The organism is Burkholderiaceae bacterium (assembly GCA_024235995.1).
Classification (GTDB): Bacteria; Pseudomonadota; Gammaproteobacteria; order Burkholderiales; family Burkholderiaceae_C; genus Ottowia.
The window spans coordinates 1,474,525-1,498,955 of sequence record JACKLI010000001.1; the positions used below are offsets into that span (position 1 = coordinate 1,474,525).

Below are 24,431 nucleotides of genomic sequence, written 5' to 3' on the forward strand. Positions count from 1 at the left end.
AATGGGGTCGGGATGGCCAACGGCGCGTCAGCTGAAGGACAGGATCGCCCGGTCGCCCTGGCGCCGGCCCAGGATGTTGAGCAGGCTGGCCAGCTGCCCCTGCAGCCCGGAGGCGGCGCTGGCCTCGCCCTGGAACTGCAGGCGCGTGCCCACCCAGTGGCCGCTGCCCGACAGCCGCAGGCCGCCTTCCAGCGTGGACAGGGTCAGGCCGACGTCGCTGCCGCCGCGCAGCACCAGCTGGTACGAGCCCATGGGCCGCAGGGTGGACAGGCGCGAGGACAGCGCGCGCGCCGTCAGCGTGGCGCTGCCTTCCAGCTGCAGCCGGCCAGCCAGCCAGGTGGCGGCCAGGCCCTGCGTGACCAGGTTCAGCTCGCCCTCGGGCGCGATGGTGTTGAAGGGCGTGCCCAGCCCGGCCAGCACGGCCGCCGGCCCGTGCGAGGCGCCGTCGGCCACCTGCAGGTGCACGCCGCCCCAGCGCGGGCTGGCGCGCAACAGCAGGCCCTCGGGCGTGGTGCAGCAGTCCAGCGCGAGCCGCGCCTGCACGCCGGTCAGCATGGGCGACAGGCGCCAGTGCAGTTGGCCGGGCAGGGCGGCGCGGTCGCGGCTGTCGGCGCCGCCGGCCAGCGCCAGGCGGGCCGAGCCGGCCCACACGCGCCCGGTGGGCTCCAGCAGCTGCAGGTGGCCGCCGCTGGCCTGGGCCACGGCGGCAGCCAGCCAGCGCGCGGGCGCGGCCACGGCCACCGTCAATAGCAGGCCCAGTACGGCGCCCAAGGCGGCCCAGCGCCAGGCGGTGGCGGGGCGCCGTGTCATTGGACGACCCTCCGCGCTGCGCGCTGCGGGATTCGCGCTTGGGAGCGGCCCGGCGCGCTCATGAAGGCAGGCTGAGCGACAGCGTGCCGCTCCAGTGCACCGGGGCGCCGGGCGCGGTGTCGCCGCTGCGCGTCAGGCGCGCGTCCAGCGGCACGGCGCGGGCGCTGGCGCGCACGTCGGCCAGCCAGTCGGCCAGGTCCTGCGCCGGCGCCTGCTTGAGCGTGAGCTGCGCGCGCTCGCCGGCCACGCTGAGCTGGGCCGCGTTGCCCAGGCGCTGGCGCGTGGCGGCCTCGAGCGCGGCCACGGCGGTGTCGCGGCTCAGGCGCGGCTGGGCCTGCAGGGCCTGGGCCTTGCGCTGCCAGCGCTGCATCTGCTGGGCCTGGGCCTGCAGCGCGGCGCGCTGGGCGGGCGCGGCGCGCAGCGTGGCCAGCGCCGGCGCCAGCGCCAGCCACCACAGCAGCGCCAGGCCCACCACGGCGGCGGCCAGCGCAAGGCCGCGGCGCTCGCGCGGCTGCAGGGCGGCCCAGGCGGTGGCCAGGCGGGCGGTGGCGCCGGGGTTCTTCGGGGCTGGATGGGAATCACTCATGGCGCAGCCTCTTCGCGCAGCACGGCGCCTTGCGGGTCGGTGTCCAGCCGGTAGCCCAGCGGGCGCAGCTGGGTGCGGGCCTGCTCCAGCGCGCTGGCCGACAGCTGCACGCCGCGCACGCGCAGTTCGCCCGGCGCGTACTCGAAGGCCGCAGGCACGGCGCCGGCGCCCGCGTGCCGGGCCCAGGCGCCGAGCATGGGGCCCAGGTCGCGCGGCGAGGCGGCGCCGGTGTCGCGCCGCAGGGCGGCCAGTTCGCGCGCCATCTGCACCGGCGCGTCGACCACCACCTTGACCTGCGGAAAGGTCTGCGTCAGCGCGGCGTCGATCTGCGCGCGGCGCGCGGCCAGCTCGCCGCGGGTCTGCCATGCGGCGACGTTGAGGCCCACGATCTGCACCCCCAGCAGCAGCCCCAGGCCCCAGCGCGCCGGGCGCCACGCGGGGGCATGCCAGAAGCTGCGCCAGGCGGCGCCGGCCTGGCGCGAGGCGCGGGCGGCGCCGGTGCGCGCCAGCTCGCCCTGCGCCAGGTCCCAGCGCGTGGCGCTGGCCTGCAGCAGGCGCTGGGCCGGCGTGTGCAGCGTGGGCGGGCGGCCCAGCAGCTGCTCGGCCAGGGCGGCCATGGCGGGCTCGGCCTGCACGTGGGCCGTGGCCAGGGCCTGGCCCAGGCGGGCCTGCAGCAGCGCCAGCGTGCCGGCGCTCCAGGGCAGGGCCTGGGCGCCGCCGTCCGGGCCGCCGCTGACCAGCAGCTGCGCGCGCTCGGGCTCGCCGGTGAAGTCGAGCTGCAGCTCGCCCGGCTCGGGGCTGCGCTCGGGCACGATGCGCGCCACCGGCCGGCCGGCGGCGTCCAGCGCCTGCAGGTGCGCGGCCAGCCAGCGGCTGTGGCACACGGCCACCCAGGCGGGGCCGCCCGCGCCGGCGTCGGGGTCGAGCGCGAAGTGCAGCTGCTCGGGCTCGTCCAGCAGCTGCTCTTCCAGCAGGCCGGCCAGGGTGGCGCGCAGCCGCGGCGAGCGCGGGCCCACGCCGCGCGGCAGCTGCACGCGGTGCCAGGACAGCTGGGTGGCGGGCAACACCGCCACCACCTCGACGCCGCGCCCGGCGGCGGGCAGCAGGTCGGCCGCGGCCGTGCCGTGCGCGCTCAGGTGCTGGCCGTCGGCGGACGTGGCCCAGGCGTAGCTGGGAGCAGGGCCGGGCGGCAGGGCGAGGATCAGCAGGCTCATGGCGGGATGGCCGATTGTAGGGTGGGGGTGCGCGCCGCAGTCCGTCGCCTGGCCGTCCGGTTGCTTTAAAAATAGGAGCTGCTTGCGCGCATCGTGATTGGCGTTTGAATGGTTTTGTATTTGAAGGCCATGTTTGATGCGCGCCAGCAGCTACTGTTTTTGTAGTTACTGGCCCGCTGCCGGCACCGTCAAGGCGCTGCGCGCGCGCCACAGCGTGCGCACGTAGCGGCCGCGCACGTCGGTGGCGCGCTGCACCACGGCGACTTCCTCCAGCGCCACGTCGTCCAGCCGCAGGCGGCCGCGGATCTCGAAGAAGCTGGAGTTCACCGAGGCCCAGTCCAGGCTCAGCTGGCCCACGCCCAGCTCGGTGGCGGCCTGGCCCGGGGTGGTCAGGCGGTTTTGCGTGCGCAGGGCCACCAGGCGCTCGGCCTGCGCGCGGTCGAGCTCGGGCACGGCGGCGTAGATCACCTCGGCGCTGGCGGTGTTGAGGTTGACCGGCGTGGCCTGGCTGCCCGCCAGCGGCAGCACCGTGACGTAGGGGCGCAGCAGCGCCAGCGTGCGGGGGGCCAGGCCCAGCCAGGCCAGCTGGTCGAAGCGCGCGGGCAGCAGCGGCGCGTCGCCGCCGTCTGCGGGCGTGCCGGCCGCCGCCTGCCGGGCCCGCGCCAGCGCGCGCTGCAGGGCGCCCAGCTCGTGGCTGGGCAGGCCCAGCTGCTCGAACAGGCGGCCGAAGCGCGCCAGCGCCGCCAGCTGCTGCTCGCCGTTGCCGGCCACCAGGTTCATCACGTTCAGGCGCGCCTGCAGGTCGCTGATCTGGCCGGAGACGAAGGCCTCGCGGTCGATCGCCTCGCTGCTTTCGCCTGCGGCCAAAAAGGTGGACAGGCGCGCCTCGGCCAGCGGCACGGCCCAGGGCTCGGTCAGGTCGTCGACGATCTGGCCTTTGTTGAGGTCTTCGTTCCAGTCCCCTTTCAGGATCAGCCGTCCCCAGTCGAGCGCGCCGGTCAGCAGCCAGTCGGACTGCGCGCGCGCGCGCTCGGCGCGCTCCACCTCCACGCCGCGCCACTGGCGCCACAGCGCGCCGGCGGCCAGGATGGCCACCAGGGCGACGGTGATCATGGCCATCAACAGCGCGGCTCCGGATTGGGGCCGCTTCATGGCGAGCCCCCGAAATCGGGCCGCACCCAGTCCAGCGTGACCGTGCCGCCGATGGTTTGGCCGGGCGCCAGCGTCAGCAGTAGGCGCACGGCGTCGGGCAGGGCCTGCGCGCTCGTGCTGTCCTGGGCCGGGCTGGACAGGGGGTTGGTCCAGGCGTTGCCCCGAAAGTAATGCAGTTGCCAGTCCAGCGTGGACGCCACGGCGACGACGCTGGCGTTGGGGTTGCCGGAATCAAACGCAGCGCCGGCCTCGGCCCAGCGCGCTGCCGCGTCCCAGGCCGACTGCCAGGCCTGCTGCGACTGCACCGGCGCCGACTGCCAGCGCAGCCACTGACCGTCGCCAGCGCGGCGCGCCCAGGCCACCACGCGCAGGCCGGCGGCGGCGTCGGCCTCGGTGCGCGTGATGCGCAGCACGCGCCCGTCCCAGGCCAGGCTGCGCTGCGGCGCCGCGGCGCCGGGGGTGGCGGTGGGCGCGGGCGTGGCGGCGGGCCAGATCATCATGGCGTCCAGGTCGGCGCGCCACTGCGCCAGGCCCGCCTGCAGCGTCAGCACCTGGTCGGTGTGCTGCTCGGTGGCGTGCTGCGCGCGCGCCATGCCGTCGATGCCGCGCCAGGTCAGCGCCGCCATCACCGCCAGGATGGCCAGGGCGACCAGCACTTCGACCAGAGTGAAGCCGCGCGTGCGCAGCAGCAGAGCGTGGGGGCCCATCAATTCCGCCCCACGATGGTCGAGATCCGAAGAATGGTTAGGCCATCCTCGCTGACCGCAGCCTCCACGCGCCGGAAATTCGGGTTGGGCGTGGGGCGCACCTGCTGCAGCACCTGGAACGAGCGGCCGGCCTGCTGGCAGGCGCTGGTGCTGTCGCCCACGCCGGGCAGCTGGCGTGCCAGGCGCAGCGCGATGAGCTGGTTGTCGGCGCAGATGCGGGCCAGCAGCAGCGCGTCCTGGCGCTGCGCGTTGTTGGTCAGCGCGGCGGTGGCCTTCAAGCCCGCGACGAGGGCAATGGCGGTGATGGCCAGCGCGACCATGACCTCGACCAGGGTGAAGCCAGAAACGGAGCCCCCACGCTCCCCCGCTGCGCGAGGTGCGCTGCCCCCCCAGGGGGCTCCGCCCGCCTTGGGGCGGCCCGGCGGCGGGCAGGGGGTCATGGCTGCACGGCCTCCACGCTGAACGGCCGCAGCCCGTCGGTGGCCACGCGCAGCGGCGGCGTGGCGCCACCGGCCAACTGCAGCACGATGGCCTGCGCGGGGATGATCGGGTCGGGGCCCAGCGTGACGGGGGCGTTGCCGAGGGCGTGGGTGCGCGCGTCCAGCCAGCCGGTGGGCAGCGGCGGCGCGGTGGCGGGCAGGCCGTCGAAGGCGAAGCCGCCGCCCGTGGGGCGCCACTGCACCGGCACGCCGGCCACGCGCGACTGGGCGCGGGCCGATTCCAGCAGGGCGGCCAGCCGCGTGCCATCGCGCGCCAGGGCATTGCGGTCGCCATCGGGCAGGGCCAGGCTGACCAGGGCCGTGCCCAGCGCGACGATGGCGACGACCACCATCAGCTCGATCAGCGTGAAGCCGCGCTGGATTTTCAAGCAAAATCGGCCTGCAACCCGCGCTGAATATGCCCAATCAGCTATCGAAAAAAGAGTCATCCGCTCAAGCCCGTGCACGCGATGGGGCGGCGGCGCGCTCTTACTGCCAGCTGCCGATGTCGGCGTTCTTGCCCTCGCCGCCGCTCACGCCGTCGGCGCCGAAGCTCATCACGTCCACCTCGCCCTTGATGCCGGGGCTGAGGTACTGGTAGGGCCGGCCCCAGGGGTCGTTGGGCAGCTTGTCCAGGTACGGCCGCCAGTTGGGTGGCACGGGCGGCGACGTGGGCTTGGCCACCAGCGCCTGCAGGCCCTGCTCGGCGGTGGGAAAGGCGTGGTTGTCCAGCTTGTAGAGCTTGAGCGCCTGCATCAGGTTGTTCACGTCGGTGCGCGCGGCGGTGGCGCGGGCGTCGTCGGTGCGGTCCAGCACGTTGGGCACGATCAGCGCCGCCAGCACGCCGATGATGACCAGCACCACCATCAGCTCGATCAGCGTGAAGCCGGCGGCGCGGCGCCAGCGGGCGGCGAGGGGGGCAGCGGTCATGGAAGGCAGGCGCAAGCGCGGGTGGAAAAGGTGGCTTCAATGATAATCGCCGCCATGTCCTCGCCTCGCCTTGCATCGCGCCTGCCGGTGGCCCTGGCCACGCTGGCGCTGTGGGCGCTGGCCGCCGGCAGCGCGGCCTGGTGGGCGCTGCAGTGGGGCGGGGCGCGCGGCGGCCGGTGGACGTGCCGGTGGCCGCCACGGCCGCCGCCGCGCCGGCGCTGGACGTGGCGGCCGTGGCGCGCGCGCTGGGCGCGCAGCCTGGCGCCGCGGCGCCGCCCGACTCCAACGTGGCCGGGCGGCTGGCGCTGCAGGGCGTGCTGACGCACGGCGCGGGCGGCGCCGCCCGGATCGCGCTGGACGGCCAGCCCGCCCGGCCGCTGCGCGTGGGCGCCGTGCTGGACGGACTGGAGGGCGGCTGGACCCTGCGCGCGGTCACGCCGTCCGCCGCGGTGCTGGCGGCCCATGGGCGCGAGCTGCGGCTGGAGTTGCCGCCGCCCGACGAGCGCCCGCGTCCGCAGGCCGCTGCCTTGCCGCGGCCGGTGGCGGCACCGGGCGCCGCGGCGCCGCTGTCGGGCGCAGGCATTGGCGTGAGCCTGCCGCAGCGCTGATTGCTTCATGCCTTGCTGCCGCAACCAGCGCCTGGGCTTGCACACGGTTTGTTTTTCATGGCGCTGACGGCCAGGTGATGGCGGCGCGCTCCATGGACTGGAAGAAGGACATCGCCAGCAACCTCTGGGTTCTGCCGCGCGGCATGGAGCGTACCGGGCAGACCGGCGCCAACACGCTGCGCTGGACGTCCAGGTACGGCAGCGTCATCACGTCGGGCTACGACATCTCCACCACCGACGGCGTGAACGAGGCGGGCCTCAACGCCAATCTGCTGTGGCTGGTGGAGTCGCAGTACCCGGCGTTCGACGCCAGCAGCAAACCCGGGCTGACGATTGCCGCCTGGGCGCAGTACGTGCTGGACAATTTCGCCACGGTGCAGGAAGCCGTTGCCGCGTTGAAGGAGCAGCCCTTCACCCTCGTGTCGGACAACGTGCCTAGCGAGGACCGGTTGACGACGCTGCACCTGTCCATGTCGGACGCCAGCGGCGACAGCGCCATCGTGGAGTACATCGGCGGCAAGCAGGTCATTCACCACAGCCGCCAGTACCAGGTCATGACCAACTCGCCCATCTTCGAGGAGCAGCTGGCGCTCGACGCGTACTGGCGGCAGATCGGCGGCACGACCATGCTGCCGGGCACCAACCGGGCCGCGGACCGGTTTGCACGCGCCTCGTTCTACGTGAACGCGATTCCCAAGGACCAGGATCCGAACAAGGCGCTGGCCAGCGTGTTCAGCGTGATCCGCAACGTCTCGGTGCCCTACGGCATCAGCACGCCCGGCCAGCCCAACATCGCCTCCACCCGCTGGCGCACCGTGTTCGACCACCAGCGCAAGCTGTACTTCTTCGAATCGGCCCTGACGCCGAACACCTTCTGGGTGGATCTGAAGGCGCTGGACTTCAGCAAGGAAAGCGGAAAGGTGCTCAAGCTCGACCTGGGGCCCGACCAGAACCACACCCACTCGGGCAACGCCACGCCGCAATTCCAGCCATCGGCGCCGTTTGAGTTCCTGGGGATCTAAGGCCGTACGCCAGGGCTTCTCTCAGGCCTGCAGGAACAGCCGGTAGGCCGGGTTGGCCGTTTCCTCCACCCACGGGTAGCCCAGCTCGGCCAGAAAGCGCCCCAGCGCCGCGTCGTCGGCGGCGGGCACCTGCAGGCCGACCAGGATCTGGCCGTAGTCGGCGCCCTGGTGGCGGTAGTGGAACAGCGAGATGTTCCAGCTCGGCTTCATGCCGCTCAAAAACTTGAACAGCGCGCCCGGCCGCTCGGGGAACTGAAAGCGCAGCAGCCGCTCGTCGCGCGCCAGCGGCGAGCGCCCGCCGATCATGTAGCGCACGTGCTCCTTGGCCAGCTCATCGTGCGTCAGGTCGATGGCGTCGAAGCCCGCGCGCTGCAGGGCGGCGGTGATCCTGGGCGATTCGCCCTTGGCCACCGTGGTCAGGCCGACGAACACATGCGCCTTGCCGCCCTGCGCGGCGTTGGTGATGCGGTAGCTGAACTCGGTCACGTTGCGCGGCCCGCCGGGCAGCTGGCCGATCAGCTCGCACAGGCGCCGGAAGCTGCCGCGCTCCTCGGGGATGGTGACGGCCAGCAGCGCCTCGCGCTCCTCGCCCACCTCGGCGCGGTCGGCGACGAAGCGCAGGCGGTCGAAGTTCATGTTGGCGCCCGACAGGATGGCGGCGTAGGTCTCACCCTTGGTCTTGTGCGTGGCCACGTACTGCTTGACGGCCGCCACCGCCATGGCGCCCGAGGGCTCGACGATGCTGCGCGTGTCGATGAACACGTCGCGGATGGCCGCGCACACGGCGTCGGTGTCCACGCGGATGAACTCGTCCACCAGCTCGCGCGCGATGCGGAAGGTCTCGCTGCCCACCTGCTTGACGGCGGTGCCGTCGGCAAACAGGCCCACGTCGGGCAGCTGCACGCGCTGGCCGGCGGCCACCGACTGCGCCATGGCGTCCGAGTCGCTCATCTGCACGCCGATGATCCTGACCTCGGGGCGCACCGCCTTGATGTAGCCGGCCACGCCGCTGATCAGCCCGCCGCCGCCGATGGCTACGAACACGGCGTTCAACGGGCCCTGGTGCTGGCGCAGGATTTCCATGCCGATGGTGCCCTGGCCGGCGATCACCAGCGGGTCGTCGAACGGGTGCACGAAGCTCAGGCCCTGCTCGGCCTGCAGCTTCAGCGAATGCTCGTAGGCGTCGGAATAGCTGTCGCCCACCAGCACCACCTCGCCGCCCAGCGCCCGCACGGCGTCGACCTTGACCTGCGGCGTGGTCACGGGCATCACGATCACCGCGCGCGCACCCAGTTTGTGCGCCGCCAGCGCCACGCCCTGGGCGTGGTTGCCGGCGCTGGCGCAGATCACGCCGGCCTTCAGCTGCTCGGGTGTCAGGTGCGCCATCTTGTTGTAGGCGCCGCGCAGCTTGAAGCTGAACACCGGCTGCTGGTCCTCGCGCTTGAGCAGCACCTTGTTGTGCAGCCGCCGGCCCAGCACCTTGGCGGGCGTCAGGTCGGACTCGACGGCCACGTCGTACACGCGCGCGGTCAGCACCTGCTTGAGGTAGTCGGTGGGGGAAAGGGCGGAGGCAGCGGACATGGTGCAAGCGGACGCAAACGAGCCCGCCATCATAAGGAGCGCGCCAAAGGCATGCCCGCTGCCCATGCTGCCTTGCAGCAAAAAAAAGCCCCGAACCGCGAGGCCCAGGGCTTAATCCACCTTTTGAAGGGGTGGAGGAGACAATCGGCGCCAGCGAATGTTTGCTGGCATGAGCGTAGTCTACACGAAAAGCACGATCGTGCGTGAATCATGTTGCGCTGCAGCATCGGGGCGCCGCCGGGCGGCATCTGGCTACACTGGGCGCCTGTCTTCGGAAAGGTCGAATCATCGTGGAATGCCAAGTCACCTGGACCGGCGCGGCGGGCGCGCGCTCGGGCATGGGCTTCGTGGCCGAGACCGGCTCGGGCCACGTCATTGCCATGGATGGCGCGCCCGACGTGGCCCACCCCGGGCAGGGCGGGCAAAACCTGGCGCCGCGCCCAATGGAAACCGTGCTGGCCGGCGCCGGCGGCTGCACCGCCTACGACGTGGTGCTGATCCTGCAGCGCGGCCGCCACGACGTGCGCGGCTGCAGCGTGCGCCTGACCAGCGAGCGCGCGGCGCAAGACCCCAAGGTGTTCACGCGCATCCACATGCATTTCACCGTCACCGGCAAGGCGGTGCCGGCCGCCGCGGTCGAGCGCGCCATTGCCCTGAGCCATGAGAAATACTGCTCGGCCTCGATCATGCTGGGCAAGACGGCCGAGATCACGACCTCGTTCGACGTCGTCGAACCGGCCTGAACGCCGGGTCAGGCGTCAGATGTAATGCGCCGTGCCCGTCATCACCCGCGCGGCGGCGCGCATCAGGGCGCGCACGGGCAGGGGCAGTTCGGTGCCGCCGGCCGCCAGGGCCAGGTCGGCATGGCGGGCTTCGTCCGCCTTCATCTGCGCCACCACAGCGCGCGAGGCGGTGTCGGCGGCGGGCAGGCGCTCCATGTGCCGGGCCAGGTGCGCCTCGACCTGGCGCTCGGTCTCGACCACGAAGCCCAGGTTCATCCGGTCGCCACCCAGCTTGCCGGCCAGCACCCCGATGCCGAAGGCGCCGGCATACCAGAGCGGGTTGAGCCAGGACGGCCGGCTATCCAGTTGCTGCAGGCGCTCGCGCGTCCAGGCCAGATGGTCGGTTTCCTCGCGCGCGGCGGCATCCAGCTGCTGGCGCAGGGCCTCGCTGTGGCTGGTCAGCGCCTGCGCCTGGTACAGGGCCTGCGCGCAGACCTCGCCCACGTGGTTGACCCGCATCAGGGCGCCCGACAGGCGCCGGTGTTGCTCATCGAGGGGGTCGGCGGCCGCCAGGCCGGCGGCCGGGCTGGGGCGCGCGGGCTGGGGCTGGGCCAGCAGGGTGCGCAGGGCACTGTCGGCGGCGCCCAGCAGGCGATCGGTCAGTGACAACATGTATGCATGGTACGCCAGGCCGCCGTTGCCGGTGCGTGCGGGGGGGTGTTGCACCGGCCCAACGCCATGCCGCAGGGGTGTAGCCGATTCGCAACAAATCGAAGCTCCTGCGGCCGTTTCGGCACGGAAGTCTTTGCATGTTCCCGGCAGGTCTGGTGCAATAACAACAACTTCCCAATCGGGGAGGTTGGCCCGGGGAACCGGCGGGAATCGCAGACGGACCCTTCGCACCGGAGCCCTATGTTTAACCTTGGAGAACTTGCAATGAAAAAATCTCTGATCGCCCTGGCCGTGCTGGGCTTCACCGGTGCCGCGATGGCTCAATCTTCCGTGACCCTGTACGGCGTGGCCGATGCGGGTATTGCTCGCGTGCAATCCGTTGACCCGGTGACCGGCAACAAAGTGAACAAGACCGGCATGTCCGCCGCAGGCACGATGAACAACGGCAACAGCCGTCTGGGCGTCAAGGGCGTCGAAGATCTGGGTGGCGGCCTGAAGGCTGGCTTCAACTTCGAAACCGGCATCAACCTCAAGGATGGCACCAGCGCGATGAGCGGCCCGGGCTTCTGGAGCCGTGCTGCCAACCTGTGGATCGGTGGCAACTGGGGTACCTTCAAGATGGGCCGCACGCTGAACCCGTCGTTCTTCGGCGTGGCCGCTTGGGAATTGACTGGCTCCGCCAACTACTCGGTCGTCGGCAACACCTACGGTTATTCGGGTGGCGCGCGTAACAGCAACCAGTTCAGCTACAAGACCCCCAACATGGGTGGCTTCAGCGCCGAGCTGGGCTACATCATGAAGGACGACAACGGTGGCAACGACAAGTGGGACCTGAACGCGATCTACGCGAACGGCCCGATCGCCGCCGGTCTGTCGGTCAACAAGACCAAGGGCAACAAGACCAACTACGCGCTGGGTGGCAAGTACAACTTCGGCAGCTTCGCGGTTGCCGCTTCGTACAACAACGCCAACGTTGCTGGCCTGAAGCGCCGTGGCTTCAGCTTGGGCGGCACCGCCAACCTGGGCGCCTTCGCCGTGACGCTGGACCTGACCCGTGACACCAAGAACGAACTGGGTGGCAAGAAGTACACCAACGGCGTTCTGGAAGGCAAGTACGCGCTGTCCAAGCGCACGTTCATCTACGCTGCTTACCTGCGTCTGGACAGCACCAACAACTATGGCATTGGTGTTCGCCACAACTTCTGATCGCGCGCGCCCTTGGGGTGCCGCATGACCTGTCCCTCGGGGCGGGCCAGATCAGCAAGAGCCGCCTTCGGGCGGCTTTTTGCTGCGCGCTCGAGGAGTGCGAGAAACGCCGAATCGGGTGCGCCCCATTCTCGCAATCCCTGTGCTGCCGGCGCATTTGCCTCTGTTAGCATGCCCGCAGACTGATCCGACCAAGCATGGGTGCATTCATTTTCCGTCGCCTGATCCAGGCCATCGTGGTGATGGTGGCCGTGGCGTTCGTGGCATTTCTGCTGTTTCAGTACGTGGGCGATCCGGTGGTGTTTCTGCTGGGGCAGGACGCCAAGCCCGAACAGATCCGCCAGTTGCGCGCCGACCTGGGGCTGGACCAACCGTTCTTCGTGCAGTTCTGGCACTTCCTGATCAACGCCGTGCAGGGCGAATTCGGCCTGAGCCTGCGCCAGGGGCAAAAGGTCTCGCGCCTGCTGGCCGAGCGCTTTCCGGCCACCTTCGAGCTGTCCATCGTGGCCGCCGCGCTGGCCCTGCTGGTGGGCATTCCCATGGGGGTTTACGCGGCGCTCAGGCGCGGCAGCTTCCTCAGCCAAGTGTTCATGACGGTGTCGCTTCTGGGCGTGTCCCTGCCCACCTTCCTGATCGGCATCCTGCTGATCCTCATCTTCTCGGTCATGCTGGGCTGGATGCCCAGCTTCGGGCGTGGCGAGACGGTGCAGCTCGGCTGGTGGAGCACCGGCCTGTTGACGCGCGATGGCTGGGTGCACATCGTGCTGCCCGCCATCACGCTGGCGATCTTCCAGCTCACGCTCATCATGCGCCTGGTGCGCGCCGAGATGCTGGAGGTGCTCCGCACCGACTACATCAAGTTCGCGCGCGCCCGCGGGCTGACGGACCGGGCCATCCACTTCGGCCACGCGCTCAAGAACACGCTGGTGCCGGTGATGACCATCACCGGCCTGCAGCTGGGCGGCCTGATCGCCTTTGCCATCATCACCGAGACGGTGTTCCAGTGGCCGGGCATGGGGCTGCTGTTCATCCAGGCAGTGACCTTTGCCGACGTGCCGGTGATGGCCGCCTACCTGTGCCTGATCGCGCTGATCTTCGTCATCATCAACCTGGCCGTGGACCTGCTCTACGTGGTGGTTGACCCGCGCCTGAGCGTGAGCAAGGCGGCCGGACATTGATCCCTGGCATCACACCCCAACCCACAACCAAGGAGACTCGAATGAACCTGAAGACCCAACGCCTGTCGGTGCTGGTGGGCGCGGCCTTGCTGGCGCTGGCGCTGGCGGGCGCGGCCTCGGCGCAGACGGTGCGCATCGCCAACCAGGGCGACGCTCTCTCGCTCGATCCGCATTCGCTCAACGAGTCGCTGCAGCTTTCGGTCGACAGCAACGCCTACGAGGCACTGGTGGGCTGGAACAAGAAGCTGGAAATGGAGCCGCGCCTGGCCACTTCGTGGAAGCAGACCTCGCCCACGGTGTGGCGCTTCGAGCTGCGCAAGGGGGTGCAGTTCTACGACGGCACGCCGTTCACGGCCGACGACGTGGTGTTCACCATGGGGCGCATCATGTCCGACGGATCGGACATGAAGAGCTATGGCACGGACGTGAAGGAAACCCGCAAGATCGACGACCACACCATCGAGATCGAGACCAAGGCGCCGCAGCCCATCCTGCCGCAGATCCTCTCGCAGGTCTACATCATGAGCAAGAAGTGGTGCGAGGCCAACAACGCCGTGAAGCCGGTGGACCGGCGCAAGGGGGTGGAGAACACCGCCTCGTTCAAGACCAACGGCACCGGCCCCTACCACGTGCGCGAGCGCCAGCCGGGCGTGCGCACGGTGTTCGTGCGCAACCCACGCTACTGGGGCAAGGTGGAGGGCAACGTGCAGGAGGTCGTCTTCACGCCCATCGCCAACCCGGCCACGCGCGTGGCGGCGCTGCTGTCGGGCGAGGTGGACGTGATGGAGCCGGTGCCGGTGCAGGACATCGCCCGCGTCAACGCCAACCCGGGCACGCACGTGATCGCCGGCCCGGAGCTGCGCACGGTGTTTCTGGGCATGGACCAGAAGCGCGACGAGCTGCTGTTTTCCAACGTGAAGGGCAAGAACCCGTTCAAGGACGTGCGCGTGCGCAAGGCCTTCTACCAGGCGATCGACATCGAGGGCATCAAGAAGACGGTGATGCGTGGCCAGTCGCGCCCGACGGCGCTGATGGTGGGCCCCGGCATCAACGGCTGGACCGAGGCGCAGGACAAGCGCTTTCCGTATGACGTGGAGGCGGCCAAGAAGCTGATGGCCGAGGCCGGCTATGCCAACGGCTTCGAGGTGGCGATGAACTGCCCCAACGACCGCTACGTCAACGACGGGCAGATCTGCCAGGCGGTGGCGGCCAACCTGGCCAAGATCAACGTCAAGATCAACCTGCAGGCCGAGACCAAGGGCACCTACTTTCCCAAGATTCTGCGGCGCGACACGAGCTTCTACATGCTCGCGTGGACGCCCTCGACCTACGACTCGCACAACGTGCTGAACGCCATCATGCACTGCCCGGACGACAAGACCGGTGCCGGCCAGTTCAACCTGGGCAGCTACTGCAATCCCAAGCTGGACGCGCTCACCGCCAAGATCGGCTCGGAGACCGACCAGGCCAAGCGCAACGAGATGATCAAGGAGGCCTTCCAGATCCACATCGACGACGTGGGCCACCTGCCGCTGCACCAGCAGATGCTGGCCTGGGGCGTGAGCAAGAAGGTCCAGCTGGTGCAGCTGGCCGACAACTTCATGCCCTTCAAGTGGATCACCCTCAAGCCGTGATGCACCGGGCGTCCGGGCCGTGGGCGGATTTCAAGCCCAATCGGCCCGTGGCGCGCGCCAATCAAGCGCTGCAAGCTATCAATTCATGAGCAACATCGTCGCCCGCTGGCTCGACAGCGACGTCGGCTACAGCTTTCGCAACTCGCCGATGGCCATCCTGGCGGCGGTGATCGCCTTCGTCTGCATCTTCTGCTCGGTCTTTGCCGGCTGGGTGTCGCCGCACAACCCGTTCGATCTGACCACGCTGGAGCTGAGCGACGCGCGCCTGCCGCCGGCTTGGTACCCGGACGGCAAGTCCACCTACCTGCTGGGCACCGACGACCAGGGGCGCGACATCCTGTCGGCGCTGATCTACGGCGCGCGCATCTCGCTCGTGGTCGGCGTGGTGTCGGTCATCCTGTCGGTGCTCGCAGGCGTGGCCCTCGGCCTGCTGGCGGGCTTCAAGGGCGGCTGGATCGACACCTTCTTGATGCGCCTGTGCGACGTCATGCTGTCGTTTCCGGCCATCCTGGTGGCGCTGCTGATCGCCGGTGTCGGGCGGGCGCTGTTTCCCAACGCGCACGAGTCGGTGGCCTTCGGCGTGCTGATCATCGCCATCTCACTGACAGGCTGGGTGCAGTACGCGCGCACCGTGCGCGGCAGCACCATGGTCGAGCGCGGCAAGGAATACGTGCAGGCCGCGCGCGTCACCGGCGTGTCGTCCTGGCGCATCATGACGCGCCACGTGCTGCCCAACGTCATGGGGCCGGTGCTGGTGCTGGCCACCATCCAGGTGGCCACGGCCATCATCACCGAGGCCACGCTGTCCTTTCTGGGCGTGGGCGTGCCGCCCACCTCGCCCTCGCTGGGCACGCTGATCCGCGTGGGCAACGACTACCTGTTCTCGGGCGAGTGGTGGATCACCATCTTTCCCGGCGCCATGCTGGTGCTGATCGCGCTGTCGGTCAACCTGCTGGGCGACTGGCTGCGCGACGCGCTGAACCCGCGCCTGCGCTGATGTGCATTGCGAATCAAATATGGCTCTGGCGCGGATGTAGCAAGCGCCGGAAGCTATCAAAAACATAGTCAACGCCCTTCATGTCCCTGTTGCAAGTCCAGGACCTCGTGGTCGAATTTCCCAATCGGCGCGGCACCCTGCGCGCGCTCGACCGCGTCTCGTTCGACATCGCGCCGGGCGAGATCCTGGGCGTGGTGGGCGAATCGGGAGCGGGCAAGTCGCTTACCGGCGCCGCCATCATCGGCCTGCTGGAGCCGCCGGGCCGTGTGGCCGGCGGCCAGATCGTGCTGGAGGGCCGGCGCATCGACAAGCTGCCGCCCGAGCAGATGCGCCACGTCCGCGGCAAGCAGATCGGCGCCATCTTTCAGGACCCGCTGACCTCGCTCAACCCGCTGTACAGCGTGGGCCGCCAACTGGTCGAGACCATCCAGACGCACCTGCCCGTCAGCAGCGCCGAGGCGCGCCAGCGCGCCATCCGGCTGCTGCAGGACACCGGCATTCCCGCCGCCGAGCAGCGCATCGACCACTTCCCGCACCAGTTCTCGGGCGGCATGCGCCAGCGGGTCGTCATCGCACTGGCGCTGGCGGCCGAGCCCAAGCTGATCGTCGCCGACGAGCCCACCACCGCGCTCGACGTCTCGATCCAGGCGCAGATCATCCAGCTGCTCAAGCGCGTGTGCCAGGAGCGCGGCGCCGCCGTCATGCTGATCACGCACGACATGGGCGTGATTGCCGAGACCTGCGACCGCGTGGCCGTGATGTACGCCGGGCGCATCGCCGAGATCGGCCCGGTGCACAACGTCATCAACCAGCCCGCGCACCCCTACACCACGGGCCTGATGGCCTCGATCCCCGACATGGAGCACGACCGCGAGCAGCTCGAGCAGATCGACGGCGCCATGCCGCGGCTGAACGCCATTCCGCGCGGCTGCGCCTTCAACCCGCGCTGCCCCAAGGTGTTCGAGCGCTGCCGCGCCGAGCGCCCCGAGCTGATGCCGGCAGGCGCTACGCAGGCTGCGTGCTGGCTGCATGCCAAACAGGAGGTGGCGGCATGACGAGCAAGAAAGGTATTGGCCCCTTCCCCCTTTGGGGGAAGGCAGGGATGGGGGCAAGCCTGGTCGAAGCCAGCGCCGCCGGCCCCCACCCCAACCCTCCCCCAGCGGGGGAGGGAGTGAATGCCCCGCTGGTGCGCGCCGAGGGCCTGGCCAAGACCTTCGACGTCTCGCCCCCCTGGCTCAACCGCGTGCTCGAGCGCAAGCCGCGCCAGCTGCTGCACGCGGTGGACGAGGCCAGCTTCACCATCCACAAGGGCGAGACCCTGGCCCTGGTGGGCGAGTCGGGCTGCGGCAAGAGCACCGTGGCGCGGGTGCTGGTGGGCCTGTACCAGCCCTCGCGCGGGCGCTTCTTCTTCAAGGACCAGGACGTGCACGCCACGCTGGCCAAGGGTGGGCGCGAGCTGCGCCGCGGCATCCAGATGATCTTTCAGGACCCCTACGCCAGCCTCAACCCGCGCTGGAAGGTGGCCGACATCATTGCCGAGCCGCTGCGCGAGCACGGCCTGGTGCAGACCAAGGCCGAGGCCGACGAGCGCGTGGCCGCGCTGCTGCAGTCGGTGGGCCTGGCGGCGGTGGACATGGCCAAGTTCCCGCACCAGTTCTCGGGCGGGCAGCGCCAGCGCATCTCGATCGCGCGCGCGCTGGCCACGCAGCCCGAGTTCCTGGTGTGCGACGAGCCCACCAGCGCGCTGGACGTGAGCGTGCAGGCGCAGGTGCTCAACATCATGAAGAACCTGCAGCGCGAGCGGCAGCTGACCTACCTGTTCATCAGCCACAACCTGGCCGTGGTGCGCCACGTGAGCGACCACGTGGGCGTGATGTACCTGGGCCGCATCGTCGAGCTGGCGCCCAAGAAGACCCTGTTCGGCACGCCGCGCCACCCCTACACCCGCATGCTGCTGGACGCCATCCCCAAGATGCACGACACCGGCCGCGCGCGCACCCCGGTGCAGGGCGAGGTGCCCAACCCGCTCAACCCGCCCAGCGGCTGTACCTTTCACCCGCGCTGCCCGCTGGCCAACGCGCGCTGCAAGAGCGAGCGGCCGAAGCTGCTCAGCGTCGACGGGGTTCAGGTGGCCTGCCACGCGGTGGAGGAAGGGCGCGCGTAACCCCCAGGCGCTTGCCGATCAACGTCGTGAAATCACAACGCTGGCCGGCACTGGCAGCAGGAAGCATTGGACGTTTTTGAAGGCGTGACCGAGACTTGAATACGGTCCCCGAGGGGCCGGTCAATCGAATTCGGTAGGGAGAGCAGGTGTGAAACCATTGAACAAGCGCATCTCGTTGTTGGTTTTGGGCGCCACCATGGGCGTGATAGCCCAGGCTGCGCCGTTTCAGAACGGCAGCTTCGAAACCGGACCGGCGCCCGGCAGCTTTTCCAACCTCGCGGCCGGCGACACGCAGATCACCGGGTGGACCGTGACGGGAACCAGCATCGACTACATCGGCACGTATTGGACGGCCGCAGATGGCAGCCGCTCGCTGGACCTGAGCGGCATCGGCGCCGGCGGTGTCGAGCAGGCCTTCGACACGATCGCGGGTCGCACGTATCGCGTCCGTTTTGCCTTGGCTGGCAACACGGATTGCGGGCCCCAGGTCAAAACCGTGCGGGTTTTGGCGACGGGCAGCGCTGCAGTCGATTACACCTTCGATACCGCAGGCCATAGCCGTCCTTCCAACATGGGCTGGGCAACGCAAACCTATACGTTCACGGCCACCGGCGCCACGACCACCTTGGGTTTTACGAGCCAGGACGCCACCAACTGCGGCCCGGCGCTGGACAACGTGGTGGTGACCGATGTCACGCCCGCCCCCGTGCCGACCACATCCGAGTGGGGCTTGATGGTTTTGGCGAGCCTGATGGGACTTGCGGCTTTGCGCGGGCGGCGCCGCAGCCACTGAGCGCGAACGGGCCATTCGGCCGGCGCGTGCGTGCCGGACGGGCTTGTGGACTATGCTGGGGTTTTGCAGGAGACCGCCATGCCTTTCACCCTCACCAGCCCCGACATCGCCCCCGGCAGCACCATCGCTCAGCGCTTCGAGTTCGACGGCTTCGGCTGCTCGGGCGCCAACCAGTCGCCCGTGCTGCGCTGGAGTGGCGAGCCCGCCGGCACCCAAGGCTTTGCGTTGAACGTGTACGACCCCGACGCGCCCACGGGCTCGGGCTTCTGGCACTGGGTGCTGATCGACCTGCCGGCCAGCGTGCACGAGCTGGCCGCCGACGCCGGTGCCAAGGGCGGCGCCAAGCTGCCGGCCGGCGCGCGCCAGATCCGCAACGACTACGGCATCTACGCCTGGGGCGGCATGTGCCCGCCGCCGGGCGACAAGCCGCACCGCTACATCTTCACCGTGCACGCGCTGTCGGTGCCGCGCATCGACGTGCCCGACGACGCGCCGGCCGCGCTGGCGGGCTTCATGGTCAACGCCAACACGCTGGCCAAGGCCTCGTTCACGGCCACCTACGGGCGTTGACCTGGCGCATGCGCGAGGCGCCTGCCCGGTGAATCCCCGGGGGGCGGCTGGCCTTTGGGCGTGATATGTTCAATGCTAGGGGGAGCGGCGCGACCGGATGCGCGGCGCCCGTTCATCTTCTTGTTTTTCATCACGCCATGAAGCCTGCCACCCTTGTCCTGTCCCTCATCGCCCTGCCGGGCCTGGCCGCCGCGCAAGGCCAAGTCAACATCATCTGCTCGGTGCAGGCCGAGTGGTGCAACATGATGTCCACCGTGTTTGCCAAGAGCACCGGCATCAAGGTCAACATGACGGCCAAGGGCTCGGGCGAGGCGCTGGCGCAGCTCAACGCCGAGCGCGCCAACCCCAAGACCGACCTGTGGTTTGGCGGCACGGGCGATCCGCACCTGCAGGCGGCCGAGCAGGGCCTGACGCTCGAATACAAGTCGCCCCAGCTGGCGCAGCTCTACCCCTGGGCGCAAAAGCAGGCGGCCGACTCCAAATACCACACTGTGGGCGTGTACCTGGGCCCGCTGGGCTTTGGCTTCAACACCGAGCTGCTGGCCAAGAAGAAGGCCGCGGCGCCCACCTCCTGGGCCGACCTGCTCAAGCCCGAGTACAAGGGCGAGATCCAGATGGCCAACCCGGCCTCCAGCGGCACCGCCTACACCATGATCGCCACGCTGGTGCAACTGATGGGCGAGGACAAGGCCTTCGACTACATGAAGGCGCTGGACAAGAACATCAGCGCCTACACCCGCTCGGGCACGGCGCCCGTCAAGGCGGTGGCGCGCGGCGAGACCATGGTGTCCATCAGTTTCGTGCACGACGCGACCACCGAGAAGGTCAACGGCTTTCCGGTCGGCCAGGCCACGCCCAGCGAGGGCACGGGCGCCGAGGTGGGCTCCATGAGCATCGTCAAGGGTGGGCCCAACACCGAGAACGCCAAGAAGTTCTATGAGTGGGCGCTGACGCCGGGTGGCCAGCAGTTCGGCCTGGCGGCCAGGCAGTTCCAGCTGCCCAGCAACGCCAAGGTGCCGATCGACCCGCGCATGAGCGACCCCAAGAAGATCAAGCTGATCAACTACGACTACGCCAAATACGGCGCCAGCGCCGAGCGCCGCCGCCTGATCGCCAAGTGGGAGAAGGAAATCCAGAACCAGGGCAAGTAAGGCCGAGTCTGGGTTCAGCATGGGTTTTTCCGCCAACCGGCCCTTGTGGGCCTGGCTGCTGGTCGGCGCGCTGGGCTATCTGGCGCTGCCCTGGTATGCCGCGCAGGACAGCAACGGCCTGCTGCTGATCGGCCAGGGCTTTGGCGACGAGCACGTCGGCAACGGGCTGATGCAGGCCCTGGCCTACGGGCGCCCGTGGCTGTTGCTGGGCGTGCTGGGCCTAGCGTTGTCAGCTGTGGGCGCCGCCATGGCGCCGGGGCGCGCGCAAGGGGCCTGGGTGTTGGCAGGGGGCGTGGTGGGCCTGGCCGGCCTGCTGGTCAGCGGCTTTGCCATTGGCGCGCGGGGCTGGGCCTTTGACGGCCTGAACAGCGCCTGGGGCGAGCTGGCCGCGCGCCAGCTGGGCATGGGCTGGGGCGCGGCGGTGGCGCTGGCGGCGCTGGCCGTGCTGGCGGCCTTCGGGTTGGCGCGGCGCGGGCTGTTTCGCGGCGATTTGTTCGTGTCGGCCGCGGTGGTGGTCAGCGGCGCGCTGCTGGCGTTGTTCATCGTGTTTCCGGTGCTCAAGGCCCTGTCGGCGGCGGTGTTCACCGAGGAGGGGCAGGCGTCGGCCGGCGTGCTGTGGGAGCGCCTGTTCAACGCCCGCAACTTCGGCCTGGGCTGCCTGGCCGGCGGCCCCAGCTGCGGCGTGGCCTGGAACACCCTGCTGCTGGCCCTGATGACCGCCGCCAGCACCACCGTGCTGGGCACCTTGATGGCGCTGATGGCCGAGCGCGGCAGCCGGCGGCTGTCGCGGCCGCTGGGCATGGTGGCGCTGCTGCCCATCATCACGCCGCCCTTCGTGGTGGGCCTGGGGCTGATCCTGCTGTTCGGCCGCGCCGGCCTGGTCAACCAGTTTCTGGAGTGGGCCTTCGGCATTGCGCCCTCGCGCTGGTTCTACGGCTGGGTGGGCATCTGGATGGCGCAGACCTTTGCCTTTGCGCCGATCGCCTTCATGATCATGCGCTCGGTGGTGCAGGGCGTGGCGCCCAGCCTGGAGGAGGTCGCGCAAACCCTGCGCGCCAGCCCGGCGCAGACCTTTCGCACCGTCACGCTGCCGCTGCTCAAACCGGGGCTGGCCAACGCCTTCCTGATCGGCTTCATCGAGAGCATGGCCGACTTCGGCAACCCCATCGTGGTGGGCGGGCAGTTCTCGGTGCTGTCCACCGAAATCTTCTTTGCCATCGTCGGCGCGCAGTACGACCAGGGCCGCGCCGCGGCGCTGGCCTGGCTGCTGGCCGGCTTTGCGCTGGCGGTGTTCTTGCTGCAGCAGGCCTTGCTGGGCAAGAAAAGCTACACCACCGTGACGGGCAAGGGCGACGCCGGCATTCCCATGCCGCTGCCGCGCGGCGTGCGCCGGCTGGTGCAGGGCGTGGCGTTGCCGTGGCTGGTGTTCACGCTGCTGGTGTATGGCTTTGCCTTCACGGGCGGCTTCGTCAAGACCTGGGGGCGCGACTACACGCCCACGCTGCAGCACTTTCGCACCACCTTCGCGCTGGACTGGGGCGAGCACGGCCTGGTGTGGGCCGGCACCGCCTGGAACTCGTTTTTCACCACCTTCAAGCTGGCGGCCATCTCGGCGCCGCTCACCGCCGCGCTGGGCCTGGGCATTGCATGGCTGCTGGCGCGCACGCAGTTCAAGGGGCAGGGCGCGTTCGAGTTCGCGGCGCTCTTGGCCTTTGCCATTCCGGGCACGGTGCTGGGGGTGAGCTACATCCTGGCCTTCAACGTGCCGCCGCTGGAGCTGACGGGCACGGCGCTGATCATCGTGCTGTGTTTTCTGTTTCGCAACCTGCCGGTGGGCGTGCGCGCCGGCACGGCGGCCTTCAAGCAGCTGGACCGCTCGCTGGACGAGGCCTCGCTGATGCTGCGCGCCGGCAGCCTGCAGACCCTGCGCCACGTGGTGCTGCCGCTGCTCAAGCCGGCGCTGGTGACGGCGCTGGTCTACAGCTTCGTGCGGGCCATCACCACCGTCAGCGCGGTGATCTTTCTGGTGACCGCTGAAAACGAGCTGGCCACCACCTACATCATCGGCCGCGTGGGCAACGGCGACTATGGCGTGGCGCTGGCCTATTGCACCGTGTTGATCGTGCTGATGGCGTTGTGCGCGGCGCTCATCCAGGCGCTGGTGGGCGAGCGCAGGCTGGGCCGGCGCCGCGCGGGCGCGCAGCCGCAGGGGAGTGATTGAATGTCGGGCATTGTTTTCAAGAACGTCGTCAAGCGCTATGGCAGCGGCCCCGCTGCCGCGCTGGCCGTCAAGGGCGTGAGCTTCGAGGTGCCCCAAGGCACGCTGACCACCATCCTGGGGCCTTCGGGCTGCGGCAAGACCACCCTGCTGCGCATGATCGCCGGGCTGGAGCTGCCCACCAGCGGCCAGGTGTTCATCGGCGGGCGCGAGGTGACCACCCTGGGCCCGGCCGAGCGCAACGTGAGCATGATGTTCCAGAGCTACGCGCTGTTTCCGCACATGAGCGTGCGCGACAACGTGATGTACGGCCTGAAGATGTCGGGCGTGGACAAGGCGCGCGCCGCCGAGCGGGCCCAGGCGGCCCTGCAGGGCGTGGGCCTGGTGGGCCTGGATGCGCGCCTGCCCAGCGAGCTGTCGGGTGGGCAGCAGCAGCGCGTGGCGCTGGCGCGCGCGCTGGTGCTGGAGCCGGCGGTGCTGCTGTTCGACGAGCCGCTGTCCAACCTGGACGCGCGCCTGCGCCGCGACATGCGCGAGGAAATCCGCGCGCTGCAGCAGCGCCTGGGCCTGACGGTGGCCTACGTCACGCACGACCAGAGCGAGGCGCTGGCCGTGAGCGACCAGATCATCGTGATGGACCATGGCGTGATCGCCCAGGCCGGCACGCCGCCCGAGCTGTACGAGCACCCGGCCAGCGAGTTTGTCGCCGGCTTCATGGGCGACGCGCTGCTGCTGCCCGGCACGGCCGCAGCCGACGGGCAGGTGCGCATCGGCCCGCTGCAGATCCAGCCGCGCCGTGCGCTGCCGGCCGGCGCCGTCAAGGTGGCCGTGCGGCCCGAGGCTTGGCGCGTGCAGGAGGTTGGGCAAGGCCTGCCGGCCACGCTGCGCAAGCGCGCCTATCTGGGCAGCGTGCTCGAATACACCTTTGATACCCCGCTGGGCAGCATCCTGGTGATCTCGCCCGACGTGCAGGCGCCGCTGGCCGTGGGGGCGCAGGCCGCGCTGGGCCTGGGCGGGCATGGCGTGTCGGTGGTGGCGGCCGCGCCGGCCTGATCTGCGCCCGGCACGCAGGATAATCAAGGGCTATGAACCAGCTCGACGCCCTCAAGCAGTGGACCACCGTGGTGGCCGACACCGGCGACTTCCGGCAGTTCGCCCAGTTTCAGCCGCGCGACGCCACCACCAACCCCTCGCTGATCCTCAAGGCGGTGCAAAAGCCCGACTACGCGCCGCTGCTGGCGCAGACCGTGGCCGCGCACGCCGGCCGGCCGCTGGATGAGCAGGTGGACCGGCTTCTGGTGCGCTTTGGCTGCGAAATCCTGTCGCTGATCCCGGGGCGCGTGTCGACTGAGGTGGACGCCCGCCTGTCCTTCGACACCGAGGCCACCGTGGCGCGCGCCGAGCGCATCATGGCCCTGTACCAGGCCGAGGGTGTGGCGCCCGAGCGCGTGCTGATCAAGGTGGCCAGCACCTGGGAGGGCATCCAGGCCGCCCGGCGCCTGCAGCAGCGCGGCATCCGCTGCAACATGACGCTGCTGTTCTCGTTCTGCCAGGCGGTGGCCAGCGGCCAGGCCGGGGCGCAGCTCATCTCGCCCTTCGTCGGCCGCATCTACGACTGGTACAAGAAGGCCGCCGGCGCGGGCTGGGACGAGGCCGCCATGGCGGGCCCCAACGATCCGGGCGTGCAGTCGGTGCGCCGCATCTACGAGTACTACAAGCACTTCGGCATCGCCACCGAGGTCATGGGCGCCAGCTTTCGCAACGTCGGCCAGATCACCGCGCTGGCCGGCTGCGATTTGTTGACCATCGCGCCCGAGCTGATGGCGCAGCTGGCCGCCAGCCAGGAGCCGCTGCCGCGCGCGCTGGACGCGGAGGCTGCCCGCGCGCTGGACCTGGAGCCGGTGCAGTACGACGAGGCGGGCTTTCGCCTAGCGCTCAATCAGGACGCCATGGCCACCGAGAAGCTGGCCGAGGGCATCCGCGTGTTCATCCAGGATGCCCGCAAGCTCGAGGCGCTGATCGAGGCGCGCTGAAGCC

Annotated in this window: 25 protein-coding genes; 15 read left to right on the forward strand and 10 right to left on the reverse strand. The window is 69.9% G+C overall.

Going from position 1 to position 24,431, the window contains the following annotated elements:
• Positions 1-27: 27 nt before the first annotated feature.
• The 8 genes from gspN to gspG form a co-directional block, all read right to left on the reverse strand.
• Complete coding sequence (gene gspN / locus H6927_07145; GenBank protein ID MCP5217876.1) at positions 28-810, reverse strand: type II secretion system protein N; 783 nt, start codon at positions 808-810, stop codon at positions 28-30.
• Between the two features lie 58 nt (positions 811-868).
• Positions 869-1,396, reverse strand: coding sequence for a type II secretion system protein M (locus H6927_07150; GenBank protein ID MCP5217877.1), 528 nt, complete (start codon positions 1,394-1,396; stop codon positions 869-871).
• On the reverse strand, positions 1,393-2,610 hold the full coding sequence (locus H6927_07155; GenBank protein MCP5217878.1) for a general secretion pathway protein GspL: 1,218 nt from the start codon (positions 2,608-2,610) through the stop codon (positions 1,393-1,395). Before H6927_07155 ends, H6927_07150 begins: the two co-directional genes overlap by 4 nt.
• 165 nt (positions 2,611-2,775) lie before the next feature.
• A complete protein-coding gene (gene gspK / locus H6927_07160; GenBank protein ID MCP5217879.1) occupies positions 2,776-3,762 on the reverse strand; it encodes a type II secretion system minor pseudopilin GspK in 987 nt (328 codons plus the stop codon).
• On the reverse strand, positions 3,759-4,469 hold the full coding sequence (locus tag H6927_07165; protein MCP5217880.1) for a prepilin-type N-terminal cleavage/methylation domain-containing protein: 711 nt from the start codon (positions 4,467-4,469) through the stop codon (positions 3,759-3,761). The genes gspK and H6927_07165 overlap by 4 nt, the downstream gene beginning before the upstream one ends.
• Positions 4,469-4,909: a type II secretion system minor pseudopilin GspI gene (gspI, locus tag H6927_07170; protein MCP5217881.1), complete on the reverse strand. Its 441-nt coding sequence runs from the start codon at positions 4,907-4,909 to the stop codon at positions 4,469-4,471. The genes H6927_07165 and gspI overlap by 1 nt, the downstream gene beginning before the upstream one ends.
• Positions 4,906-5,397: a prepilin-type N-terminal cleavage/methylation domain-containing protein gene (locus tag H6927_07175; GenBank protein MCP5217882.1), complete on the reverse strand. Its 492-nt coding sequence runs from the start codon at positions 5,395-5,397 to the stop codon at positions 4,906-4,908. Before H6927_07175 ends, gspI begins: the two co-directional genes overlap by 4 nt.
• A 40-nt stretch (positions 5,398-5,437) precedes the next feature.
• On the reverse strand, positions 5,438-5,878 hold the full coding sequence (gene gspG / locus H6927_07180; protein MCP5217883.1) for a type II secretion system major pseudopilin GspG: 441 nt from the start codon (positions 5,876-5,878) through the stop codon (positions 5,438-5,440).
• Positions 5,879-5,988: 110 nt separating this feature from the next.
• Between gspG and H6927_07185 the strand changes: the two genes are divergently transcribed.
• Both H6927_07185 and H6927_07190 read left to right on the forward strand, forming a co-directional pair.
• Positions 5,989-6,486, forward strand: a complete 498-nt coding sequence (locus H6927_07185; GenBank protein MCP5217884.1) for a hypothetical protein — start codon at positions 5,989-5,991, stop codon at positions 6,484-6,486.
• Entirely contained in the window at positions 6,483-7,508 is a 1,026-nt protein-coding gene (locus tag H6927_07190; GenBank protein ID MCP5217885.1) for a linear amide C-N hydrolase, read from the forward strand. The genes H6927_07185 and H6927_07190 overlap by 4 nt, the downstream gene beginning before the upstream one ends.
• Before the next feature lie 21 nt (positions 7,509-7,529).
• Here H6927_07190 and ilvA read toward each other — a convergent pair whose 3' ends face one another.
• Positions 7,530-9,089, reverse strand: coding sequence for a threonine ammonia-lyase, biosynthetic (gene ilvA, locus H6927_07195; GenBank protein ID MCP5217886.1), 1,560 nt, complete (start codon positions 9,087-9,089; stop codon positions 7,530-7,532).
• 290 nt (positions 9,090-9,379) lie between these two features.
• On the opposite strand from ilvA, the gene H6927_07200 reads away from it, so the two are divergent.
• Positions 9,380-9,832, forward strand: coding sequence for an OsmC family protein (locus tag H6927_07200; protein ID MCP5217887.1), 453 nt, complete (start codon positions 9,380-9,382; stop codon positions 9,830-9,832).
• 15 nt (positions 9,833-9,847) lie between these two features.
• Here H6927_07200 and coq7 read toward each other — a convergent pair whose 3' ends face one another.
• On the reverse strand, positions 9,848-10,483 hold the full coding sequence (gene coq7, locus H6927_07205) for a 2-polyprenyl-3-methyl-6-methoxy-1,4-benzoquinone monooxygenase (protein MCP5217888.1): 636 nt from the start codon (positions 10,481-10,483) through the stop codon (positions 9,848-9,850).
• A gap of 264 nt (positions 10,484-10,747) precedes the next feature.
• Here coq7 and H6927_07210 point away from each other — a divergent pair, with 264 nt between their 5' ends.
• From H6927_07210 to tal, 12 genes are all read left to right on the forward strand, one after another.
• Positions 10,748-11,689, forward strand: a complete 942-nt coding sequence (locus H6927_07210; protein MCP5217889.1) for a porin — start codon at positions 10,748-10,750, stop codon at positions 11,687-11,689.
• A gap of 197 nt (positions 11,690-11,886) precedes the next feature.
• Positions 11,887-12,867: an ABC transporter permease gene (locus H6927_07215; GenBank protein ID MCP5217890.1), complete on the forward strand. Its 981-nt coding sequence runs from the start codon at positions 11,887-11,889 to the stop codon at positions 12,865-12,867.
• 41 nt (positions 12,868-12,908) lie between these two features.
• Positions 12,909-14,501, forward strand: a complete 1,593-nt coding sequence (locus H6927_07220) for an ABC transporter substrate-binding protein (GenBank protein MCP5217891.1) — start codon at positions 12,909-12,911, stop codon at positions 14,499-14,501.
• Between the two features lie 85 nt (positions 14,502-14,586).
• A complete protein-coding gene (locus H6927_07225; protein MCP5217892.1) occupies positions 14,587-15,498 on the forward strand; it encodes an ABC transporter permease in 912 nt (303 codons plus the stop codon).
• Between the two features lie 80 nt (positions 15,499-15,578).
• Positions 15,579-16,553, forward strand: a complete 975-nt coding sequence (locus H6927_07230) for an ABC transporter ATP-binding protein (GenBank protein ID MCP5217893.1) — start codon at positions 15,579-15,581, stop codon at positions 16,551-16,553.
• 47 nt (positions 16,554-16,600) lie between these two features.
• Positions 16,601-17,662, forward strand: a complete 1,062-nt coding sequence (locus H6927_07235; GenBank protein MCP5217894.1) for an ATP-binding cassette domain-containing protein — start codon at positions 16,601-16,603, stop codon at positions 17,660-17,662.
• Between the two features lie 196 nt (positions 17,663-17,858).
• Positions 17,859-18,455: a choice-of-anchor C family protein gene (locus H6927_07240; GenBank protein ID MCP5217895.1), complete on the forward strand. Its 597-nt coding sequence runs from the start codon at positions 17,859-17,861 to the stop codon at positions 18,453-18,455.
• A 78-nt stretch (positions 18,456-18,533) separates the two neighbouring features.
• A complete protein-coding gene (locus tag H6927_07245; protein ID MCP5217896.1) occupies positions 18,534-19,025 on the forward strand; it encodes a YbhB/YbcL family Raf kinase inhibitor-like protein in 492 nt (163 codons plus the stop codon).
• A gap of 137 nt (positions 19,026-19,162) precedes the next feature.
• Positions 19,163-20,176 (forward strand): ABC transporter substrate-binding protein, encoded by a 1,014-nt coding sequence (locus tag H6927_07250; GenBank protein ID MCP5217897.1) that lies wholly within the window; start codon positions 19,163-19,165, stop codon positions 20,174-20,176.
• Between the two features lie 19 nt (positions 20,177-20,195).
• On the forward strand, positions 20,196-22,397 hold the full coding sequence (locus tag H6927_07255) for an iron ABC transporter permease (GenBank protein ID MCP5217898.1): 2,202 nt from the start codon (positions 20,196-20,198) through the stop codon (positions 22,395-22,397).
• Positions 22,398-23,447: an ABC transporter ATP-binding protein gene (locus tag H6927_07260; GenBank protein MCP5217899.1), complete on the forward strand. Its 1,050-nt coding sequence runs from the start codon at positions 22,398-22,400 to the stop codon at positions 23,445-23,447. It begins immediately after the preceding gene.
• Positions 23,448-23,479: 32 nt separating this feature from the next.
• Positions 23,480-24,427 carry a transaldolase gene (gene tal, locus H6927_07265; protein ID MCP5217900.1) on the forward strand — a complete coding sequence of 316 codons (948 nt, stop codon included), beginning with the start codon at positions 23,480-23,482 and terminating at the stop codon, positions 24,425-24,427.
• Positions 24,428-24,431 lie beyond the last annotated feature (4 nt).

Bases quoted from the DNA above. Each gene is read 5' to 3' on its own strand.
- gspN (MCP5217876.1), bottom strand. From the start codon at position 810: ATGACACGGCGCCCCGCCACCGCCTGGCGCTGGGCCGCCTTGGGCGCC.
- H6927_07150 (MCP5217877.1), bottom strand. From the start codon at position 1,396: ATGAGTGATTCCCATCCAGCCCCGAAGAACCCCGGCGCCACCGCCCGC.
- H6927_07155 (MCP5217878.1), bottom strand. From the start codon at position 2,610: ATGAGCCTGCTGATCCTCGCCCTGCCGCCCGGCCCTGCTCCCAGCTAC.
- gspK (MCP5217879.1), bottom strand. From the start codon at position 3,762: ATGAAGCGGCCCCAATCCGGAGCCGCGCTGTTGATGGCCATGATCACC.
- H6927_07165 (MCP5217880.1), bottom strand. From the start codon at position 4,469: ATGGGCCCCCACGCTCTGCTGCTGCGCACGCGCGGCTTCACTCTGGTC.
- gspI (MCP5217881.1), bottom strand. From the start codon at position 4,909: ATGACCCCCTGCCCGCCGCCGGGCCGCCCCAAGGCGGGCGGAGCCCCC.
- H6927_07175 (MCP5217882.1), bottom strand. From the start codon at position 5,397: ATGACTCTTTTTTCGATAGCTGATTGGGCATATTCAGCGCGGGTTGCA.
- gspG (MCP5217883.1), bottom strand. From the start codon at position 5,878: ATGACCGCTGCCCCCCTCGCCGCCCGCTGGCGCCGCGCCGCCGGCTTC.
- ilvA (MCP5217886.1), bottom strand. From the start codon at position 9,089: ATGTCCGCTGCCTCCGCCCTTTCCCCCACCGACTACCTCAAGCAGGTG.
- coq7 (MCP5217888.1), bottom strand. From the start codon at position 10,483: ATGTTGTCACTGACCGATCGCCTGCTGGGCGCCGCCGACAGTGCCCTG.
- H6927_07210 (MCP5217889.1), top strand. From the start codon at position 10,748: ATGAAAAAATCTCTGATCGCCCTGGCCGTGCTGGGCTTCACCGGTGCC.
- H6927_07215 (MCP5217890.1), top strand. From the start codon at position 11,887: ATGGGTGCATTCATTTTCCGTCGCCTGATCCAGGCCATCGTGGTGATG.
- H6927_07220 (MCP5217891.1), top strand. From the start codon at position 12,909: ATGAACCTGAAGACCCAACGCCTGTCGGTGCTGGTGGGCGCGGCCTTG.
- H6927_07225 (MCP5217892.1), top strand. From the start codon at position 14,587: ATGAGCAACATCGTCGCCCGCTGGCTCGACAGCGACGTCGGCTACAGC.
- H6927_07230 (MCP5217893.1), top strand. From the start codon at position 15,579: ATGTCCCTGTTGCAAGTCCAGGACCTCGTGGTCGAATTTCCCAATCGG.
- H6927_07235 (MCP5217894.1), top strand. From the start codon at position 16,601: ATGGGGGCAAGCCTGGTCGAAGCCAGCGCCGCCGGCCCCCACCCCAAC.
- H6927_07240 (MCP5217895.1), top strand. From the start codon at position 17,859: ATGGGCGTGATAGCCCAGGCTGCGCCGTTTCAGAACGGCAGCTTCGAA.
- H6927_07245 (MCP5217896.1), top strand. From the start codon at position 18,534: ATGCCTTTCACCCTCACCAGCCCCGACATCGCCCCCGGCAGCACCATC.
- H6927_07250 (MCP5217897.1), top strand. From the start codon at position 19,163: ATGAAGCCTGCCACCCTTGTCCTGTCCCTCATCGCCCTGCCGGGCCTG.
- H6927_07255 (MCP5217898.1), top strand. From the start codon at position 20,196: ATGGGTTTTTCCGCCAACCGGCCCTTGTGGGCCTGGCTGCTGGTCGGC.
- H6927_07260 (MCP5217899.1), top strand. From the start codon at position 22,398: ATGTCGGGCATTGTTTTCAAGAACGTCGTCAAGCGCTATGGCAGCGGC.
- tal (MCP5217900.1), top strand. From the start codon at position 23,480: ATGAACCAGCTCGACGCCCTCAAGCAGTGGACCACCGTGGTGGCCGAC.